16 protein-coding genes are annotated in these 19,628 nt (G+C 71.5%); 5 read left to right on the forward strand and 11 right to left on the reverse strand.

Annotated elements, in window-relative coordinates; genetic code table 11:
* Nucleotides 1-60 precede the first annotated feature (60 nt).
* A complete protein-coding gene (locus tag BLW86_RS09915) occupies nucleotides 61-1,521 on the reverse strand; it encodes a DUF4192 domain-containing protein (protein WP_093873691.1) in 1,461 nt (486 codons plus the stop codon).
* Between the two features lie 142 nt (nucleotides 1,522-1,663).
* On the opposite strand from BLW86_RS09915, the gene BLW86_RS09920 reads away from it, so the two are divergent.
* Together BLW86_RS09920 and BLW86_RS09925 are read left to right on the forward strand one after the other, a co-directional pair.
* On the forward strand, nucleotides 1,664-3,847 hold the full coding sequence (locus BLW86_RS09920; RefSeq protein WP_093873692.1) for a RecQ family ATP-dependent DNA helicase: 2,184 nt from the start codon (nucleotides 1,664-1,666) through the stop codon (nucleotides 3,845-3,847).
* Nucleotides 3,848-4,078: 231 nt separating this feature from the next.
* Complete coding sequence (locus BLW86_RS09925; RefSeq protein WP_093873693.1) at nucleotides 4,079-4,708, forward strand: hypothetical protein; 630 nt, start codon at nucleotides 4,079-4,081, stop codon at nucleotides 4,706-4,708.
* Nucleotides 4,709-4,771: 63 nt separating this feature from the next.
* Here BLW86_RS09925 and BLW86_RS09930 read toward each other — a convergent pair whose 3' ends face one another.
* From BLW86_RS09930 to BLW86_RS09940, 3 genes are all read right to left on the reverse strand, one after another.
* Nucleotides 4,772-5,404, reverse strand: a complete 633-nt coding sequence (locus BLW86_RS09930; protein ID WP_093873694.1) for a hypothetical protein — start codon at nucleotides 5,402-5,404, stop codon at nucleotides 4,772-4,774.
* A 107-nt stretch (nucleotides 5,405-5,511) separates the two neighbouring features.
* Nucleotides 5,512-6,222: a ribonuclease HII gene (locus BLW86_RS09935; protein ID WP_093873695.1), complete on the reverse strand. Its 711-nt coding sequence runs from the start codon at nucleotides 6,220-6,222 to the stop codon at nucleotides 5,512-5,514.
* A 117-nt stretch (nucleotides 6,223-6,339) separates the two neighbouring features.
* On the reverse strand, nucleotides 6,340-6,957 hold the full coding sequence (locus BLW86_RS09940; RefSeq protein WP_093873696.1) for a TetR/AcrR family transcriptional regulator: 618 nt from the start codon (nucleotides 6,955-6,957) through the stop codon (nucleotides 6,340-6,342).
* Nucleotides 6,958-7,090: 133 nt separating this feature from the next.
* On the opposite strand from BLW86_RS09940, the gene BLW86_RS09945 reads away from it, so the two are divergent.
* A complete protein-coding gene (locus BLW86_RS09945; protein ID WP_093873697.1) occupies nucleotides 7,091-8,644 on the forward strand; it encodes an MFS transporter in 1,554 nt (517 codons plus the stop codon).
* A 135-nt stretch (nucleotides 8,645-8,779) separates the two neighbouring features.
* Here BLW86_RS09945 and BLW86_RS09950 read toward each other — a convergent pair whose 3' ends face one another.
* The 4 genes from BLW86_RS09950 to BLW86_RS09965 all read right to left on the reverse strand — a co-directional run bounded on the left by BLW86_RS09950 (nucleotide 8,780) and on the right by BLW86_RS09965 (nucleotide 11,932).
* Nucleotides 8,780-9,688, reverse strand: a complete 909-nt coding sequence (locus tag BLW86_RS09950; RefSeq protein WP_093873698.1) for an ADP-ribosylglycohydrolase family protein — start codon at nucleotides 9,686-9,688, stop codon at nucleotides 8,780-8,782.
* Between the two features lie 12 nt (nucleotides 9,689-9,700).
* Nucleotides 9,701-10,360 carry a histidine phosphatase family protein gene (locus BLW86_RS09955; protein ID WP_030687282.1) on the reverse strand — a complete coding sequence of 220 codons (660 nt, stop codon included), beginning with the start codon at nucleotides 10,358-10,360 and terminating at the stop codon, nucleotides 9,701-9,703.
* Nucleotides 10,361-10,453: 93 nt separating this feature from the next.
* Nucleotides 10,454-11,059 carry a YdbC family protein gene (locus tag BLW86_RS09960; RefSeq protein ID WP_093873699.1) on the reverse strand — a complete coding sequence of 202 codons (606 nt, stop codon included), beginning with the start codon at nucleotides 11,057-11,059 and terminating at the stop codon, nucleotides 10,454-10,456.
* A gap of 42 nt (nucleotides 11,060-11,101) precedes the next feature.
* Nucleotides 11,102-11,932 (reverse strand): arylamine N-acetyltransferase family protein, encoded by an 831-nt coding sequence (locus BLW86_RS09965; protein WP_256341275.1) that lies wholly within the window; start codon nucleotides 11,930-11,932, stop codon nucleotides 11,102-11,104.
* A gap of 142 nt (nucleotides 11,933-12,074) precedes the next feature.
* On the opposite strand from BLW86_RS09965, the gene BLW86_RS09970 reads away from it, so the two are divergent.
* A complete protein-coding gene (locus BLW86_RS09970) occupies nucleotides 12,075-12,605 on the forward strand; it encodes a TerD family protein (protein ID WP_093873701.1) in 531 nt (176 codons plus the stop codon).
* 169 nt (nucleotides 12,606-12,774) lie between these two features.
* On the opposite strand, the gene BLW86_RS09975 is transcribed toward BLW86_RS09970, so the two are convergent.
* Nucleotides 12,775-15,675: a vitamin B12-dependent ribonucleotide reductase gene (locus BLW86_RS09975; RefSeq protein WP_093873702.1), complete on the reverse strand. Its 2,901-nt coding sequence runs from the start codon at nucleotides 15,673-15,675 to the stop codon at nucleotides 12,775-12,777.
* Nucleotides 15,676-15,849: 174 nt separating this feature from the next.
* A complete protein-coding gene (gene nrdR / locus BLW86_RS09980) occupies nucleotides 15,850-16,359 on the reverse strand; it encodes a transcriptional regulator NrdR (RefSeq protein ID WP_030325324.1) in 510 nt (169 codons plus the stop codon).
* A 436-nt stretch (nucleotides 16,360-16,795) separates the two neighbouring features.
* Here nrdR and lexA point away from each other — a divergent pair, with 436 nt between their 5' ends.
* Complete coding sequence (lexA, locus tag BLW86_RS09985) at nucleotides 16,796-17,584, forward strand: transcriptional repressor LexA (protein WP_093873703.1); 789 nt, start codon at nucleotides 16,796-16,798, stop codon at nucleotides 17,582-17,584.
* Between the two features lie 73 nt (nucleotides 17,585-17,657).
* Here the strand turns inward: lexA and BLW86_RS09990 are convergent, their stop codons facing one another.
* Nucleotides 17,658-19,628 carry an ATP-dependent DNA helicase gene (locus tag BLW86_RS09990; protein ID WP_093873704.1) on the reverse strand — a complete coding sequence of 657 codons (1,971 nt, stop codon included), beginning with the start codon at nucleotides 19,626-19,628 and terminating at the stop codon, nucleotides 17,658-17,660.

The raw sequence follows: 19,628 nt of genomic DNA on the forward strand, positions 1-19,628 counted from the left end.
ACGGTGCGTGCGACTCCGCCAGAGAGGTGAACGCGCTCGCGGGCGGCCGGGTCACGGTCGTCATCGGCCGCTCCTGGAGCCGCGCTGTCCGCCGTGCCGCGGAGTCCCGCTTCCCGGCCGCCCCGTCGCGGGCCCGCCGGGGCGGACGCCGGCCGTCGCCCGGCGCCCGGTCCCGCCGGTCGGTCGGCCCGGCTTCTTGAGGGTCGGCGGGGTGCCCGGCCTACGGGTGGCCCGCATCCGCACCCGCCGGGAGGGCGACGGATCCTTCTGCTCCGAGGCGGCCCGGGCATCCCGCTCGCTGCGCAGACAGGAGCGGAGCGACTCGGGGTTCAGCCCTTCGTTGCACGCCTGGTGCAGCAGACGGGCGAAGACGTACTCGGGGTCGGCGTCGAGTGCGAGCCCGAGGGCGACCCGGGCGGTCGGCTCGTCGCCCGTGGACCAGGCCGTCCAGCCGGCGAGGGTGAGGGGCGCGGCGGCGTGCTCCTGGTAGGGCGTGACGCAGCGCCGGGCCAGGACGCGCCAGAGCCGCAGGGCGGCGGTCCCCTCCCAGCCCTCCATCCACTCGGCGGCACGGTCCCGGGTGACCCGGTCCTGGAGGCCGATGACCAGGGCTGCCGCCTCGTCGGTCGTGATCAGGGCGTCGTCGGCCGCGTCGTCCGCGGCCGTGGTCGTGGCGTCGACGGCTCGTCCCGGCACGAGCGGCCGCACCGGGCGCGCCGTGCTCGGCGCACCCGCCGCGCCGGGTCGGCCCCCAAGGCCGTTCGGGCTCTTCGGGCTCTTCGGGTTCACGAACCGGCGGAGGATCTCTCGGGCGAGACGCAGCGTGGCTTCGCGTACCTCTTCCCGTCCCTGCGCTTCGGCGCCTTCGAGGATCCGGGGGACGATCGAGGCGGCGGCCGCGTCGAGGGCGGCCCGCTGCTCCTCGTCCCCGGCCCCGCCGCGGGGCTTCAGTCGGGCCTCCATGTCCCGCAGGGAGCCCCGTACCTGCACTCCGGCGTACGTCGCGGCCGCCGCCATCACCGAGGTGCCGCTGAGCGCGAGCGGGGTGCCGTCGGGCGGGCAGCAGCGCTGGTCGGGGCAGCAGTACGAGAAGTAGAGCCCGTCGGTGATGCAGAGGGCCTCGTAGACGGGGATGTCGAGGGCGCCGCAGGCGGTCCGCAGTCGCTGTGCGAACGGCCGCAGCCGCTCCATGACCGTGCGGCCCGTCTCGCCGGGTTCGGGGTCCTGGCACAGGAAGACGACGATGCCGTCCGGCCGGGAACCGGTTCGGGCGCCTCCCTCGACCAGGCACTCGGCGAGGTGGTCGGCGGTGGACGCCCACTCCCGGGGCGAGCGGGGGATTCCGAGCCTGACCCGGCCCCCGAAGCGGCCGTGCTCGCCGTGGAGGGCGACCAGGACGACGGAGTCGGTGGGATGGAAGCCCAGCACGAAGGGCAGGGCGTCGGCCAGTTCCGCCGGGCCGCGCAGGGTGATCTGCTGGGTACGGGAGAGTCCACTGGATTCGTGGTGATTCGCGTTCATGGTCAGGACGGTCTCGTGATCTCCCGAAATCCGAAACCCCTGTGGATAACTCCCGGAACGGGGCATCCGCCGACCCGGCGAGTTGTCCACAGGTTCGAGGTCTCATTCGCGCGATGTCCGAGGCATCGGGTTGCATGGAGGCATGACCCAAGCAGCCCCGCTGGAAGACCGTGCCGCCCTCCGAGCCGCCGCCGATGCCGTGCTCGCCCGTCTCGTCTCCGGCCCGACCGGTAGGGCCAGACTGCGCGAGGACCAGTGGCGGGCGATCGAGGCGCTCGTCGCCGACCGCCGCCGGGCCCTGGTGGTGCAGCGGACCGGCTGGGGCAAGTCGGCCGTGTACTTCGTGGCGACCTCACTGCTCCGCGAGCGCGGCAGCGGCCCCACCGTGATCGTCTCCCCCCTGCTCGCGCTGATGCGCAACCAGGTGGAGGCGGCGGCCCGGGCGGGCATCCGCGCACGGACGATCAACTCGTCCAACACCGAGGAGTGGGAGACGGTCCAGGAGGAAGTGGCCTCCGGCGAGGTGGACGTGCTCCTGGTGAGCCCGGAGCGGCTCAACAATCCCGACTTCCGCGACCAGGTGCTGCCCCGGCTGGCCGCCGCCACCGGGCTGCTCGTGGTGGACGAGGCGCACTGCATCTCGGACTGGGGGCACGACTTCCGGCCGGACTACCGCCGGCTGCGGACGATGCTGGCCGACCTGCCCTCCGGTGTCCCGGTCCTGGCCACGACGGCGACGGCGAACGCCCGGGTGACGGCGGACGTGGCCGAGCAGCTCGGCACGGGCGCGGGCACGGACGCCCTCGTCCTGCGCGGGCCGCTCGACCGGGAGAGCCTCAGTCTGGGTGTGGTCGGACTGCCGGACGCGGCCCACCGGCTGGCCTGGCTCGCCGACCACCTCGGCGAGCTGCCCGGCTCCGGCATCATCTACACGCTGACGGTCGCCGCGGCCGACGAGGTCACCGCCTATCTGCGCCAGTGCGGGCACGTCGTGTCCTCCTACACCGGTCGGACGGAGAACGCCGACCGGCAGCAGGCGGAGGACGACCTCCAGGCCAACCGGGTCAAGGCGCTCGTGGCGACCTCGGCCCTCGGGATGGGGTTCGACAAGCCGGACCTGGGCTTCGTGGTGCACCTCGGGTCGCCGTCCTCCCCCATCGCGTACTACCAGCAGGTGGGCCGGGCCGGGCGAGGGGTGGAGCACGCGGAGGTGCTGCTGCTGCCCGGGCAGGAGGACGAGGCGATCTGGCGCTACTTCGCCTCGGTGGCCTTTCCGCCCGAGGAGCAGGTGCGCCGCACGATCGACGTGCTCGCGCAGGCGGGCCGGCCCTTGTCCCTGCCCGCCTTGGAGCCGCTGGTCGAGCTGCGCAGGACCCGGCTGGAGACCATGCTCAAGGTCCTGGACGTGGACGGCGCGGTGCGCCGGGTGAAGGGCGGCTGGGAGAGCACCGGGCAGCCCTGGGTGTACGACACCGAGCGGTACGCCTGGGTGGCGCGGCAGCGGGCGGCCGAGCAGCAGGCGATGCGCGACTACGCGGCGACGACCGGGTGCCGGATGGAGTTCCTGCGGCGCCAGTTGGACGACGAGGAGGCCGCTCCGTGCGGTCGCTGCGACAACTGCGCGGGAAACCGGTTCGATCCGAAGGTGTCCCAGGCGGCGCTGGACGCGGCCAAGGGCGAGCTGGGGCGGCCCGGTGTGGAGGTCGAGCCGCGGAAGATGTGGCCCACCGGGCTCGCCGCGGTCGGGGTCGATCTGAAGGGCCGCATCCCGCTCGGGGAGCAGTCTTTCGGCGGCCGGGCCCTGGGGCGGCTCTCGGACATCGGCTGGGGCAACCGGCTGCGTCCGCTGCTGGCCGACGGCACGCCGGACGGGCCCGTGCCGGACGATGTCGTGCAGGCGGTGGTGCACGTGCTGGCGGACTGGGCCAAGGGGCCCGGCGGGTGGGCCTCCGGTGCGCCGGACGCGCCGGCCCGGCCCGCCGGTGTGGTCACGGTCGCCTCGCACCGCAAGCCGCATCTGGTGGGTTCGCTCGGGCAGCGGATCGCCGAGATCGGCAGAATGCCCTTCCTCGGCATGGTGGAGTACGCGCCGGAGACGGAGGAGCTCCGGCTCTCGCGGACCAACAGCGCCCAGCGGGTCGTCGGTCTGCAGCGGATGCTGACGGTCCCTCCGGAGCTGGCCGGGCGGCTGGCCGACGCCGGCGGGCCGGTTCTCCTGGTGGACGATCTCTCCGACACCGGCTGGACGTTGGCGGTGGCCGCGCGGCTGCTGCGGCGGGCCGGGGCGGAAGGGGTGTTTCCGCTGGTGCTCGCCGTCCAGGGGTGAAACAGGTGGGGAAACGGGGAGTGAACAATGGGCAACTGGGCAGGGATATGAGTGGCATACCGACCCATTCCCGTCAGCGGTCTCAATTGCTCGTTGCCGCTCGCGCACGGGCCAGCAAGAATTGGGAAACCGCCCCACACGGCCCGTCAGCGGTCCGGAAGGACTGTGCCGTGGTGCGCCCTCACCCGACCTTGCCCGCCGCCCAGCGGGCGCGTATCCGAAGGGAGGACCGTGACCCTCGGATTCGCTCCGCCCACAGCCGCCTCGCTCAGATCGTCGTCCGAGTCCGCCAGCCGCCTCGCCCGGATACTCGAACCCTCCGAGTGGGCCGCGGCGGGAATTCCCCTGCTGCGCAACCCTCGTGAGGTCGTCAGCGGTCTCCACTCGCGGCACGCGCCCACGCCCTCGACGGCGGTCCTCGCCGTCCTGGACCACGAGGAGCGACTCACCGCCAGTGCCTCGTTCGTCCGACGTCCCGTCGCGGCGGACGGCTGGGAGTTCCGCAACGCGCTCCTCGCGCATCTGCGGCGGGTCATCCCGCACGACCTCCGCAGACGCGCGCCCGTGCGGACGGCGGTCCTGCTGTACTGCCGCGAGGGCGACGAGCGCTGGACGGAGGAGGACGGAGCCTGGATGTGGGGGCTCCGGGACGCCTGCACGCTGCACGGGCTCCGCTGCGGCGCGTACATCACGCTGACCGGAGGGGGCTGGCAGGTGCTCGGCGAGGGCCGGGGAGGTCGTCGGCCGAGCTCCGATTCGCTCCCCCTGCCGCTGGGTGACGGGCCGGCCGAGCCCGACCGGCTCACACCGAGGACCGCGAGCGGCGCGAGCGAGCCCCTGCGCCGGGCCGCCGCACGCTGATCGCGCGAGCGGCGCCGGGCCCCCGCCGGTCCCGGTGGGGGCCCGGCGGAGGAGCTCGGTCGGTCAGACGCCGGCGCCGGCTCCGAGGAGCGCCGTGATGCGCTGCGGGTCACCGCAGACGACGAGCAGCGCGCCCGCGCGGGCCATCGCCGCCGGAAGGGCCCGGGCGGCCGTCCCCTCGTCTCCGCCGTTGACGGCGACGATCACCACGGGGCGGGTGGCGGCCCGCTCCACGGCGGAGGCGTCCGCGAAGAACACGTCGTCGTTGGTGTCCTGTTGGGCCCAGTAGGCGGCCTCGCCGAAGGACAGCTCGTGAGCCGCCCACGGGTGCGGGTCGCCGGTGGTGAGCACCAGGATCTCGCCGGGCGCCCGTCCGCTCTCCAGGAGCAGGTCCAGGGCCTCCTCGGCGGCGTCGAGCGCGCCGTCGACCGGGGCCGGGATCAGCTGGAGCTGCGGGGTGGATCGCTGGTCGGAACGATTTTCCGGGCCCTTGGCCGGGGACTGCCCGGCACCGGGACGCGGTGCCGGCGCGGCAGGCCTGGCCGGACCGGGAACGGGGCGTCCGGGACGCGGAGAGGCCGCGGAACGCGGGCCGGGTACGGGACGGGGGGTCGACGCGGGGCGGCCGGCGGCCGTGGTGGCGCGGGGACCCTGGGCGCTCTCGTGAATCTGAGGCTCCTCGGGGATGAGAGGCATGAATGGATGTCTATCAAACGCCGCTGCGCGAAGCACCGGCGGGTGGGCACACATGTGCACCCCGGCCGCATGGGCGGCCCTTGAGCAGGGCCTCCGTGACCGGAAGTTCAGAAGTCGAAGCCGAGTTGGCCCCCGCTTTCCAGCGCGGCCGCCTCGGCGGAGAGGCGGACCTTCTTGAGGTGGCGCCACTGGGGCAGCGCGTCCAGGTACGACCAGGAGAGACGGTGGTGGGGGGTGGGCCCCAGCTCTTCGAGTGCCGCTTTGTGGACCGGCGAAGGGTAGCCCGCGTTGGCACCGAAGGCGTACGCCGCGTACTGGCCGCCCTCGGCCTCCAGCTCCGCCATGACGGCGTCGCGCCGGACCTTCGCGATGACGGAGGCGGCCGCGACGGCGATGCAGGACTGGTCGCCCTTGATCACCGTGCGGACCCGCCAAGGGCTGCCGAGGTAGTCGTGCTTGCCGTCCAGGATCACCGCGTCGGGCCGCACCGGAAGGCCTTCGAGGGCCCGGACGGCCGCGAGCCGCAGCGCCGCGGTCATCCCGAGTTCGTCGATCTCCTGCGGAGAGGCGTCGCCGAGCGCGTACGCGGTGACCCACCCCTCCAGCTCCACGGCCAGCGCGTTGCGGCGCTTGGGGGTGAGCAGCTTCGAGTCGGTGAGCCCCTCGGGGGGTCGGCGAAGGCCGGTGACGGCCGCGCACACCGTGACGGGGCCGGCCCACGCTCCGCGTCCGACCTCGTCGACCCCGGCGACGATCTTGGCGCCGGTGGTGGCTCGGAGCGACCGCTCGACAGTGTGGGTGGGAGGTTCGTACGGCATGGCGCCAGACAGGTTACGCCGCCTGACGTCACCTGCGATACCCGGATTCGCCACAGACGCCCGAAGGCGCCCGTCCCGCCCCGCCCCGAAGCTCACCCTCACCACGCCTCGTAGGCCTCAGGCGCGCAGGAGGGGCACCATGATCCGGTCGATCACATCGGCGATCTCACCGTCCGGCCATTCGCTTCCGCACACCTTGGAGCGGTACATCATCATGGCGGGGACCACATCGAGGACGAGGTCGTCGATCGCATCGCGCCGCACCTCTCCGCGCGCGATTCCACGCCGCAGTACCTCCCGGAAGAGATGTTTCCAGGGTTGGATCACGCCCGTTTCGATCAGCTCGTGGAAGCGCTCGGCGGATTCGACATCGCATTCGTGAAGCACTGCGCGCAGGGCGAAGCCGGGCTTGGAGTACATCACGTCCCGAACCCGGAGGCACAGCTCGTAGAGGTCCTGACGCACACGGCCGGTGTCCGGGGCCTCGTCGAGCGTGGGCAGTCCGGCCTGGAGGGCGTCCGCGACGAGGTCTTCCTTCGACGGCCACCGCCGGTACACCGCGGCTTTGCCCGTCTGCGCGCCGACCGCGACACCCTCCATCGTGAGACCGCTCCAGCCGACGCTGCTCAGCTGGTCGAGCGCAGCCTCCAGAATCGCCCTCTCGAGCACGGGACCGCGGCGTCGCAGCGCCGCCCCCTCCGGCCGAGCGGCGGCCGTGGAGCGCGAAGTAACCATCAGGATCTCTCCGTTGACGCGATTCGATTCGTCGGCAGTGCTCAGTGAACGGTTGCGTTCACTGAGGGGGACTCACTACCGTGGTGGACAGTGAACGCGGGCGTTCACTAATTCTTCCGTGGGGGATTCCATAGTGACAACTTCTCCGGTGAACACACAGATCAAGGACGCGCCAGCTCGCGCCGGAGGTCGGCCGGGCATCGCCTTGACCGTCATCGCCGCCTGCCAGCTGATGGTCGTCCTCGACGCCACCATCGTGAACATCGCGCTGCCGCACATCCAGGACGCGCTCTCCTTCTCGACCACCGACCTGTCGTGGGTGCTCAGCGCCTACACGCTCACCTTCGGCGGCCTCCTGCTCCTCGGCGGACGCGCCGGCGACATCCTGGGCCGTCGCCGGGTGTTCATGGCCGGCATCCTGCTCTTCACGTTCGCCTCGCTGCTCGGCGGCTTCGCCCAGGAGCCCTGGCAGCTGCTCGCTGCACGGGCCCTGCAGGGCGTGGGCGGCGCGATCGCCTCGCCGACCTCGCTGGCGCTGATCACCACGACGTTCCCCGAAGGGCCGGAGCGCAACCGGGCGTTCGGCGTGTTCGCCGCGGTCTCGGCCGGCGGGGGCGCGATCGGCCTGCTCGCCGGCGGAGCGCTCACCGAGTGGCTCGACTGGCGCTGGGTCTTCTTCGTCAACGTGCCGATCGGCCTGCTGATCGCCTTCCTCGCCCCGCGCTACATCGCGGAATCCGAGCGCCACCCGGGCCGGTTCGACATCGCGGGTGCGACGACGTCGACGCTCGGCATGGCCGCGCTGGTCTACGGGTTCATCCGGGCTTCCGAGCAGGGGTGGAAGGACGGGCTGACCATCGGTTCCTTCGCTGCGGCGGTGGTCCTGCTGGTGGCGTTCGCCGTGGTGGAGTCGCGGGCCAAGGAACCGATCACGCCGCTGCGCATGTTCGCGGACCGCAACCGCTCGGGCACGTACGTCATCATGCTCAGCCTGTCGGCCGCCATGTTCGGCATGTTCTTCTTCATCGTGCTGTGGGTGCAGAACGTCCTGGGCTACAGCCCGGTCCAGTCCGGACTGGCCTTCCTGCCGGTGACCGTCGCGATCGGCGTCGGCGCGGGGGTCGCCCAGCGATTCCTGCCGGTCCTCGGCCCGAAGCCGTTCATGGTGACGGGCGCGGCGCTCACCGGCGTGGGTCTCCTCTGGTTGACGTTCATCTCGTCGGACAGCAGTTACGTCACCGGGGTACTCGGCCCGATGGTCGTGTTCGGCTGCGGCATGGGCCTCAACTTCGTGACGCTCACGCTCACGGCCGTCTCCGGAGTGGCCCAGCACGAGGCGGGCGCCGCATCGGGTCTGCTCAACGCCACCCAGCAGGTCGGTGGCTCGCTCGGCCTCTCCATCCTCGTCACCGTCTTCGGCACGGCGAGCCGCGAGGAGGGCGAGAGGCAGCTGCCGGACTTCCTCGCGCACTCGACGCCCGAGCAGCAGGCGGAGGCGCTGAAGGCGAAGGAGCTGCCCGCGCCCTGGGGCCACGAGGTACTGACCTCCGGCATCTCCTCGGCCTTCACGGCCGCCGTCGGCATGGTGCTGATCGCGCTGGTCACGGCCGTCCTGGTGATCCGGGTCCGCAAGAGCGACCTGGAAGCACTGAGCGGCCGCGCCGAGGCGGCGGGGCCGGTGGCCTGATCACCCACCGATGTCCCCGGCCCCGAGCGGGACCGGGGACATCGAGCCGTCGCCGGCCGTGAGGACACCGAGCCGTTTCCGGCCGTGCGCCGTGGGCACATCGGCCGGTCTCAGGCCGTCCGGCTCCCCGCCGCCTCAGGCCGCCCCCTCCGGGACCCACCCCGGGAGGTCCTCGGTCTGCCGGAGCCAGTCCTCCGGCGGCGCGCCGGCCGCGGTGGAGGCGACCACTCCGCCGGCGATGGCGCAGGTCGTGTCGACGTCGCCGCCGACCTGCGCGGTCGTCCAGAACACCCGCTCGAAGTCACCGAGCCCGCGTGCTGCCGACCAGAGCGCGAAGGGGACCGTGTCATGGGCACTCGTCCGGCGGCCGCTGCCGAGGACCGCGGCGACCGTGCCGGGGTCGCCGTAGTCGAGCATGTCGCGGGCCCTGCGCAGGCCCGCCCCGACCGCGCTGCGCGGCACCAGGGCGATGACCCCGTCGAGCAGCGCCTCGGGCGTGGGCGGTCCGGCGGGGTCGGCGGCGATCGCGGCCGCGGCGGCGACGGCCATGGCGCCCACCACGGCCTCCCGGTGCTGGTGGGTCGTGTACGCGGAGATCTCGGCCTGGTGCGTCGCCTGCTCGGGGTCGTCGGCGTACCAGGCGCCCAGCGGGGCGATCCGCATCGCGGCGCCGTTGCCCCAGGATCCCTGTCCGTTGAAGAGCGCGGCGGCCAGCTCGCGCCAGTCGCCCCCCTCACGGATGAGCCGGAGCATCCGGTTGACGGCAGGGCCGTAGCCTCGGTCGAAGTCGTGGTGCTCCGCGAAGGACCGGGCCAGGGCGTCCTGGTCGATGCGGTCGTGGTGGACGAGGACGGCCAGGACGGAGCAGGCCATCTCGGTGTCGTCGGTCCACTGCCAGGGGCCGGCGGGGAGCTCGCGCCGCTTCAGCAGGGGGTAGTGGGAGGGTACGAAGAACTGGGAGCCCAGGGCGTCTCCCACGGACAGCCCGCGCAGGCTGGCCAGGGCGCGGTCGAAGCGCCGGTCGAATGAGGAGTCAGCGGTCATCGATCTGCCACTCTATCCGGTGGGGCCGTACGGTTCCGGGGTGCGCCAGCGTTCGAACGGCCTGTCCAGACGGTACCGGCCGTCCTCTCCGAGCAGGAGCGTGCGGGTCTCGGCGTTGCCGGGATTCGACAGCGACTCGAAGTCCGCGACCGTCCAGTGGAACCAGCGCATGCAGAACAGCCGCATGGTCAGCCCGTGGGTGACGAGCAGGACGTTGGGCGGATGGTCGGGCGCCTCGAAACTGCGGTACAGGCTCTCCAGGAAGGCGCCGACGCGGTCGTAGACGTCGGCGCCGGACTCGCCCTGGGCGAAGCGGTAGAAGAAGTGGCCGTACGCGTCCCGGTAGGCCTTCTGCAGGCGCACGTCCTCGCGTTCCTGCCAGTTGCCCCAGTCCTGCTCCCGGAGCCTGGGCTCCTCCCGCACCCGGACCTGCTTGGCGGGGAGCCGGAAGGCCCGGAGGGTCTCATGGGTGCGGCGGTACGGCGAGACGTAGACGCTGACCGGTTCCTCGCCGAAGAGCTCCCGCAGCCGCTCCCCCGTCTCCTCGGCCTGGCGCCGGCCGGTCTCGGTCAGCCTCAGGGCATGATCGGGCTCGCGTTCGTACACCGTGTCATCGACATTGCCCTCGGACTCTCCGTGCCGTACGAGAACGATGCGCCGCGGTCGTGCCATACCCCGACCCTAGATCGCCGCTCTCCGGCGGGCTCAGCCGAGGCCTCGCCCGGAGTCCATCCGAGGGAGGTGCCCCGGGGCGGCGTCGGCGGGTCAGACCGTCCAGGAGGATTCGAGCTGCACCACGTCTCCGTTCAGCGCCGCCACGTCGGCCGCGGTACGGGCCCGCAGTCCGAGCCGCTCCACGCGTTCGACCCGGTACTTTCCGTGCTCGGCGGCGGACTGCCACATCGAGAGCACCAGGAACTCGCTGCCGGGCGCTTCGCCGAACAGGCCCCGCAGCATGCCGGGAGACCCTGCCATGGCCGGATTCCACACCTTCTCCTGCATGAGCGCGAAGTGCTCGGCACGGTCCTCGTGGACCCGGCAGTGCGCCACCCGCGCCACGTCGGCATCGGCGAACCGCGGCTCGAAGCCGGTCTTCACGTCGAAGCGGTGGTCGAAGAGCTTGACCTGGATGTCCTTGAACGTACCCACTTGCGCGGCCGCGAGACGATCGTGCGACCGCGCCATGAACGAGTCGTAGAAGGCCCGGCTCTCCCAGAACGCGAAGATGTGGGCGACGTCCGGGCGACCCCGGCTCCACCCGCCGCCCTGTCCCCGGAATCCCGGCTCACCGAGCAGCCCCGCCCATTTCCGCTGCCCCCGCTCGAACCCTCGACGGTCCACCACGGTGCAGCGAATCCACTTGACCAGCACCGCGCCATCGTACGGGGCCGGAGAGCACCCCGGCAGACCCCGTCAGGCTCCCTCCGCGTGCAGTCGCTCCAGACCCGCGCGCTCCTCGGCGTCCAGTTCGATGCCGAATTCGACCTCCAGGGTCGCGGCCAACTCGTCGGCGGTCACGATCCGCTCCTCGGCCGATCCGTCCGGGCGCAGGATCGAGAGCGTCGCGCGCAGCAGGGATCTGCCGGCGTCCGCGCCCGGCCGCTGGGCCACGACCTGGCCGAGGAAGCGCGACTGCGGATGGCTGGAGCTGTAGTGGTTCAGGACGGTGAAGTCACCGGGGTGGTACGCCTGGGGCGAGAACGCGTACAGGTCCTTCCAGCCCTCCGGCCGCAGCGAGCGCAGCACGTGGATGCCCTCGTCCTCGACGTGGACGCCGAACGTCCAGCCGCCCTGCTCCACGCGTGCGCCGTCCCGCAGCGGCACGGGCTCCAGCAGTCCCTGCCAGCCGAACCCGACGTCGGCGAGCCACTGTTCGCCTTCGACCGTGACCGCGAGGACCGCGTGGGTGACCGGCGGCAGCGTCGCGCCCCTCGAGCGGTTGCGCGCGCCGCGGCCGGCCACCTGGAAGCCGATCCGTTCGAGGGCCGCCGCGAAGAGGGAGTTCTGCTCGTAGCAGTAGCCTCCCCGGCGCCGCTCGACGAGTTTGCCCTGGAGGCTCTTCAGGTCCAGGGGAACCGGCCGCCCGAGGGCGACGTCGAGGTTCTCGAACGGAACGGCCGCGACATGCGCCCGGTGAAGGGCCGCCAAGGTCCTCGGATCCGGGGCGAGTTCCCCGTCCCGCTCGATGTCGTATCCGATTCGAGCCAGATATGCGTCGAGATCCAGCTCGTCACCGCTCCACAAACCGCTCTCCCCCTCAAGCGCCGGGTCCTCTGTCGTAGGCACATGACACCATGAGGAATCGGCCCATGACCAAGGGCTTTTGAGCGGGTCGACGGTACGAGGCGAGGCGTGCGCGGGGACGCACGCGGAGAGGGGAAGCACCATGAGCGGACTCAACAAAGGGGTGGGACGCGTCGAGGTCACGCTCAAGTGGGACCCCGCCCCGGCCGGCGCGCCGGCCCATGACCTGGATCTCGTCGCCGGGGTCTTCGCCGCGGGCGACCCGCACGGCGCGCCGGTCCATCTGGTGCACTTCGGCAGTCGCTCCCCGGACGGCACGATCACGCTCCACCGCGACAGCCGTACGGGCCAGGGATTCGGCTACGACGAGGCCATGACCCTGGAGCTGGACCGGCTGGACGCGCGGTACGCGCGCGTGGTGGTGGGCGTGGCCATACAACAGGGCGGCGGGCGGCTGACCTTCGGCGACATAGCGAACACGGGCATACGGGTACGCGAGGGCTACACCGACCTGCTGACCCATGACTTCGCGGACGTCCCCGGGGCCCGTTCGGCGACGGTCGTGGAATTCACCCGTGACGAGGCGAACGGCTGGTCGTACCACTCGATCACCCGCGGCTTCGACGCCGACCCGCAGACCTTCGGCACGCTCCTGGGCTCCGCGGTGTCCTGACACCCGGCGGCACACGAAAAGGGACACCGAACTCCCTTCGGCACACGCGAAAGGGCGCACCGGACTCCCCTCGGCACGTGCGAAAAGGGCGCCGACCGGTGGTCGGCGCCCCCTCACGGGCGATCCGGTGCGCTCAGCGGCTTCCGCCCCTCAGCGCACCGGGGCGGGGTCAGCTGCAGCCGCTGGTCGAGCCGCAGCCCTCGCAGATGTAGCAGGAGCCGGCGCGCTGCATCTTCGTGCCGCAGGAGAAGCAGAGCGGGGCGTCGGCGCTGATGCCGAGCTGCATCTCGACGAGCTCCGCCGAGGTGTGCGCCTGCTTCGGGGCCGGGACCTCGGCCTTGACCACCGGGGCCGGGGCGGCGACGGCCTTCAGCTCCTGGGCGCGGGGCGCGGACTGGGCGAGGGCCTCGACGTCGACGTCCTCGTCATCGGGCTGCTCGTACGAGCCGGTGTCCAGGTGGCGCTGACGCTCCTCGGCCGAGTGGATGCCGAGGGCGGAGCGGGTCTCGAAGGGCAGGAAGTCCAGCGCCAGGCGACGGAAGATGTAGTCGACGATCGACTGCGCCATCCGCACGTCCGGGTCGTCCGTCATGCCGGCCGGCTCGAAGCGCATGTTGGTGAACTTCGAGACGTAGGTCTCGAGCGGGACGCCGTACTGCAGGCCGACGGAGACGGCGATGGAGAAGGCGTCCATCATGCCGGCGAGGGTGGAGCCCTGCTTGGACATCTTCAGGAAGACCTCGCCGAGACCGTCGTCCGGGTAGGAGTTGGCGGTCATGTAGCCCTCGGCGCCACCGACGGTGAAGGAGGTGGTGATCCCCGGGCGGCCCTTCGGGAGGCGCTTGCGGACCGGGCGGTACTCGACGACCTTCTCGACGGCCTCGCGGATCGTCGCCTCGGACTTCGCGGTGACCTGGGCCTTCTCGTCCTCCTTCTTCTTGGCGGAGAGCGGCTGGCCGACCTTGCAGTTGTCGCGGTAGATCGCGAGCGCCTTGACGCCCATCTTCCAGGCCTCGAAGTAGACCTCCTCGACGTCCTCGACCGTGGCCGTCTCCGGCAGGTTCACGGTCTTGGAGAGGGCGCCCGAGATCCACGGCTGGATGGCGGCCATCATGCGGACGTGGCCCATCGCGGAGATGGAGCGCTCGCCCATGGCGCAGTCGAAGACCTCGTAGTGCTCGGTCTTCAGGCCGGGGGCGTCGATCACATTGCCGTGCTCGGCGATGTGGGCGACGATCGCCTCGATCTGCTCCTCCTGGTAGCCCAGGCGGCGCAGGGCCTGCGGGACGGTGCCGTTGACGATCTGCATCGAGCCGCCGCCGACGAGCTTCTTGAACTTGACCAGGGCGAGGTCGGGCTCGAGGCCGGTGGTGTCGCAGGACATCGCCAGACCGATGGTGCCGGTGGGGGCGATGACCGAGGCCTGGGCGTTGCGGAAGCCGTTCTTGGCACCGAGGCGGATGACGTCCTGCCAGGCCTCCGTGGCGGCGGCCCAGATCGGCGAGTCCAGGTCGTCCATGCGGACGGCCTTGGTGTTCTCGTCGGCGTGCTGCCGCATGACGCGCTGGTGCGGCTCGGCGTTGAGGGCGTAGCCGTCGTACGGGCCGACGACCGCGGCGAGTTCGGCGGAGCGCTTGTACGAGGTGCCGGTCATCAGGGAGGTGATGGCACCGGCGAGGGCGCGGCCGCCGTCGGAGTCGTACGCGTGGCCGGTGGCCATCAGCAGGGCGCCGAGGTTGGCGTAGCCGATGCCGAGCTGGCGGTAGGCGCGGGTGTTCTCGCCGATCTTCTGGGTGGGGAAGTCGGCGAAGCAGATGGAGATGTCCATCGCGGTGATGACGAGCTCGACGACCTTGGCGAAGCGCTCGACCTCGAAGGACTGGTTGCCCTTGCCGTCGTCCTTGAGGAACTTCATCAGGTTCAGCGAGGCGAGGTTGCAGGACGTGTTGTCCAGGTGCATGTACTCGCTGCACGGGTTCGAGCCGTTGATGCGGCCGGACTCGGGGCAGGTGTGCCAGTGGTTGATCGTGTCGTCGTACTGGATGCCCGGGTCGGCGCAGGCCCACGCGGCCTCGGCCATCTTGCGGAAGAGCGCCTTGGCTTCGACCTCCTCGATGACCTCGCCGGTCATGCGGGCGCGCAGGCCGAACTTCCCGCCGGACTCGACGGCCTTCATGAACTCGTCGTTCACGCGGACGGAGTTGTTGGCGTTCTGGTACTGGACGGACGTGATGTCGTCGCCGCCCAGGTCCATGTCGAAGCCCGCGTCGCGGAGGGCGCGGATCTTCTCCTCCTCCTTGACCTTGGTCTCGATGAAGTCCTCGATGTCGGGGTGGTCGACGTCGAGGATGACCATCTTGGCCGCGCGACGGGTGGCGCCGCCCGACTTGATCGTTCCCGCGGAGGCGTCGGCGCCGCGCATGAAGGAGACCGGGCCGGAGGCGTTGCCGCCGGAGGAGAGCAGCTCCTTGGAGGAGCGGATGCGGGAGAGGTTCAGGCCGGCGCCGGAGCCGCCCTTGAAGATCATGCCCTCTTCCTTGTACCAGTCGAGGATGGACTCCATGGAGTCGTCGACGGACAGGATGAAGCAGGCGGAGACCTGCTGGGGCTGGGGCGTGCCGACGTTGAACCAGACCGGCGAGTTGAAGCTGAAGATCTGGTGCAGGAGGGCGTAGGCCAGCTCGTGCTCGAAGATCTCGGCGTCGGCGGGCGAGGCGAAGTAGCCGTAGTCCTCGCCGGCCTTCGTGTACGTCTTCACGATCCGGTCGATGAGCTGCTTGAGACCGGTCTCGCGCTGCGGGGTGCCGACCGCACCGCGGAAGTACTTGCTGGTGACGATGTTGACCGCGTTCACCGACCAGAAGTCGGGGAACTCGACGCCGCGCTGCTCGAAGTTGATCGAGCCGTCGCGCCAGTTGGTCATGACGACGTCCCGGCGCTCCCACGTCACCTCGTCGTACGGATGCACGCCGGGGGTGGTGTGGATGCGCTCGATGCGCAGGCCCTTGCTCGCCGACTTGGTTCCCTTGGTGCGGGAACCGCGTGCCGGGCCGCTCGCCGTCTCTGTCATGCCGCCTCCCATATACGGGCAAAACACACTTTGGCACCCAGATAGTCCCAGGGCACCGTCTTCTGTACGTCGTTCTGTACTGCTGCCACGGGGACCACGACGGGTCGCCCGGGGCACGTCTGCCGGGCCGCTCGGCGGCCGGTCGCCGGGCCGCCGAGCGGCCCGGACCGCCGGTCAGTCGGCGGCGGTGGCGGGAACGGGGACCTCTGGGGTCGCACCGGTCCCGCGGTTCTCAGCGGGAGGCCGCACGCGGAGTTCCGCGATGGCGGCCTCGAAGTCTTCGAGGCTGTCGAAAGCCTTGTACACGGACGCGAAGCGCAGGTAGGCGACGAGGTCGAGCTCCTGCAAGGGGCCGAGGATGGCCAGACCCACGTCGTGGGTGGTCAGCTCGGCGCTCCCGGTGGCGCGCACCGCCTCCTCGACCCGCTGGCCGAGCTTGGCGAGGGCGTCCTCGGTGACCGGTCGCCCCTGGCACGCCTTGCGCACACCGGAGATGACCTTGGTGCGACTGAAGGGCTCGGTGACGCCGGAACGCTTCACCACCATGAGCGAGCACGTCTCCACCGTCGTGAAACGACGGGAGCAGTCGGGGCACTGGCGACGGCGTCGGATCGACGTCCCGTCGTCGGTGGTGCGACTGTCGACGACGCGGCTGTCGGGGTGCCTGCAGAAGGGGCAGTGCATAGGTTTCGACCCTCCTCATGGCACGACTGACGAGCCTCGCCCGGCCCGTCAAGGCCCCGCGAAGCGACCACCAGCATAGGTGATGCGGGCACCCCCGGCAGACCGGGGACCACTACCCCTGGGCGGTCGATGCCATCCAACCACTAGATCTTGGGTTAGGGGCACTTCCACCCCTCCGCGTGTCGCGACGCGGGCGCTCCCGGGGATCCACGCCTCCGGATGCGACACTGGGAGGGCCCACCGCTCGCCACGACCCAGCGGCGAAGGCTACCGTAACGACCGATTTGGGGCGGCGGCGCCGGCGCACCCATACACCTCCGCACATACGCGCGTAAGGCAATCTGCGAATTTTCACTCGAACGTGTGTTTGGCGCAACCTTTCGAAAGCCACTACCGTTGTGCCAGGCAGGGAGACCATTCGAGAGGGGCCGACGACGTGACCACCACCGCAGACAGTGCCACCATCACCGCCCAGGACCGCTCCCAGGGCCGACTCGAGCCGATGCACGCCATGAATGATGTGAACATGAGCGGCGAGGAGCCAGGGCGCCCCGCCCGCGCCCTCCCCGGGCGACCTCCAGGCATCCGCGCCGACAGCTCCGGACTCACCGACCGGCAGCGCAGGGTCATCGAAGTCATCCGTGACTCGGTCCAGCGGCGCGGCTACCCGCCGTCGATGCGGGAGATCGGGCAGGCGGTCGGCCTCTCCAGCACCTCCTCGGTGGCACACCAGCTCATGGCGCTGGAGCGCAAGGGCTTCCTCCGTCGCGACCCCCACCGGCCCCGTGCCTACGAGGTCCGCGGCTCCGACCAGCCGAGCACCCAGCCGACGGACACCACCGGCAAGCCGGCCGCGTCGTACGTCCCGCTGGTCGGCCGCATCGCGGCCGGTGGCCCCATCCTGGCCGAGGAGTCCGTCGAGGACGTCTTCCCCCTCCCCCGCCAACTGGTCGGCGACGGCGAGCTGTTCGTCCTGAAGGTCGTCGGCGACTCGATGATCGAGGCCGCCATCTGCGACGGCGACTGGGTCACCGTCCGCCGTCAGCCCGTCGCGGAGAACGGCGACATCGTCGCCGCGATGCTCGACGGCGAGGCCACCGTCAAGCGCTTCAAGCGCGAGGACGGCCACGTCTGGCTGCTCCCGCACAACGCGGCGTACCAGCCCATCCCCGGCGACGAGGCCACCATCCTCGGCAAGGTCGTGGCGGTGCTGCGGCGGGTGTGACACTCCCCGCCGGCTCTGACCGGGCCCCGGGACCCACTGCGCCGGTCCCGGGGCCCTGCCGTGTCCTGACTCCCTAGCCCGCCGTCTTCGAGGCGGCGTCGATGGCCGCGAGCGACTTCCGGACCTGGTTGCGGTCCGTCGTGTACCAGAAATCGGGCAGCGAGGCCTTCAGATAGCTGCCGTAGCGAGCGGTGGCCAGCCGGGGATCGAGGACCGCCACGACGCCCCGGTCGCCGGTGGCCCGCACCAGCCGACCGGCGCCCTGGGCCATCAGCAGGGCCGCATGGGTCGCCGCGACCGCCATGAAGCCGTTCCCGCCGGCCTCCTCGACGGCCTTCTGCCGGGCGCTCATCAACGGATCGTCGGGGCGCGGGAACGGGATCTTGTCCATGACGACCAGCTGACAGCTGGGCCCCGGGACGTCCACGCCCTGCCAGAGCGAGAGCGTGCCGAAGAGACAGGTCTTCGGGTCGGCCGCGAAGTTCTTGATCAGCTCGCCCAGCGTGTCCTCGCCCTGGAGCAGGATCGGCAGCTCCGGCACCCGGCTCCGCAGCTCCTCCGCCGCCTGCTGCGCGGCACGCATGGAGGAGAAGAGACCGAGGGTCCGCCCGCCGGCCGCCTGCATCAGCTCGGTGAGCTCGTCGAGCATGTCACCCCGCTCCCCGTCGCGCGCGGGGCGCGAGAGGTGCTTGGCGACGTACAGGATGCCCTGCTTCGGATAGTCGAACGGGGAGCCGACGTCGATGCCCTTCCAGACCGGCAGGTCGTCGCCCGTGGTGCCCTCGGGAGCCAGGCCGAGCGACGCCCCGACCCCGTTGAAGTCGCCGCCGAGCTTGAGCGTGGCCGAGGCGAGCACCACGGACCGCTCCGTGAACAGCTTCTCCCGCAGCAGGCCGGAGACCGTCAGCGGCGCGACCCGCAGCGAGGCCCCGAACCGGTCGTGACGCTCGTACCAGACGACGTCGTACTCGGAACCCTGGGTGATCCGCTCCGCCACGCCGTGCACGGTCTCCACCGAGGCCATGGCCTGCTTGCGGACCGCGTCCTCGTCCTGCACGGCCCGGTCCCGGGTGTTGCCCAGTGCCGTGATCACGGCACGGGCCGCGTCCCGCAGCGCCATCAACGCGTACGCCAGGTCCTCCGGGATCTCCTCCAGGCGACCCGGCAGCGCCAGCTCCATGACCCGCTCGAAGCCCTCCGCGGCGGTCTGCAGCTGGTCGGCCGTCTTCTCGTCCACGAGCTTCGCGGCCCGGCGCACGGCACGGTTGACCTGGCCCGGGGTGAGCTCGCCGGTGGCGACACCCGTGACCCGGGACACCAGCTCATGGGCCTCGTCGACGATCAGCACCTCGTGCTGCGGGAGCACCGGGGCGCCCTCGATGGCGTCGATGGCGAGCAGGGCGTGGTTGGTGACGACGACGTCCGCGAGCTTGGCGCGCTCGCGGGCCGCCTCGGCGAAGCACTCCGGCCCGTACGCGCACTTGCTCGCGCCGAGGCACTCCCGGGAGGAGACCGAGACCTGGGCCCAGGCCTTGTCGGAGACGCCGGGCGTCAGGTCGTCCCGGTCGCCGGTCTCCGTCTCGTCCGACCAGTCCCGCAGCCGCAGCAGGTCCTGGCCCAGCTTGCTGCTGGGCGCGGCCGCCTCGAAGGGGTCGAAGAGGCCGTCCTCCTCGTCCTGCGGGACACCCTCGTGGAGCCGGTGCAGGCAGAGGTAGTTCGACCGGCCCTTGAGCATGGCGAACTGCGGCCGGCGGCGAAGCTGCGGGTGCAGCGCCTCGACCGTCCGGGGAAGATCGCGCTCGACGAGCTGGCGCTGGAGCGCCAGGGTGGCCGTGGCCACCACCACCCGCTCGCCCTGGGCCAGCGCCGGCACTAGGTAGCCGAGCGACTTGCCCGTGCCGGTGCCGGCCTGGACGAGGAGGTGGGAGTTGTCGTCGATGGCCTCGGCCACGGCCTCGGCCATGGTGACCTGGCCGGGCCGCTCCGTGCCGCCGACGGCGGAGACGGCGGCGTGGAGGAGGTCGGGGAGGGATGGCTTCGTCAT

Source organism: Streptomyces sp. TLI_105 (genome assembly GCF_900105415.1).
Lineage (GTDB): Bacteria > Actinomycetota > Actinomycetes > Streptomycetales > Streptomycetaceae > Streptomyces.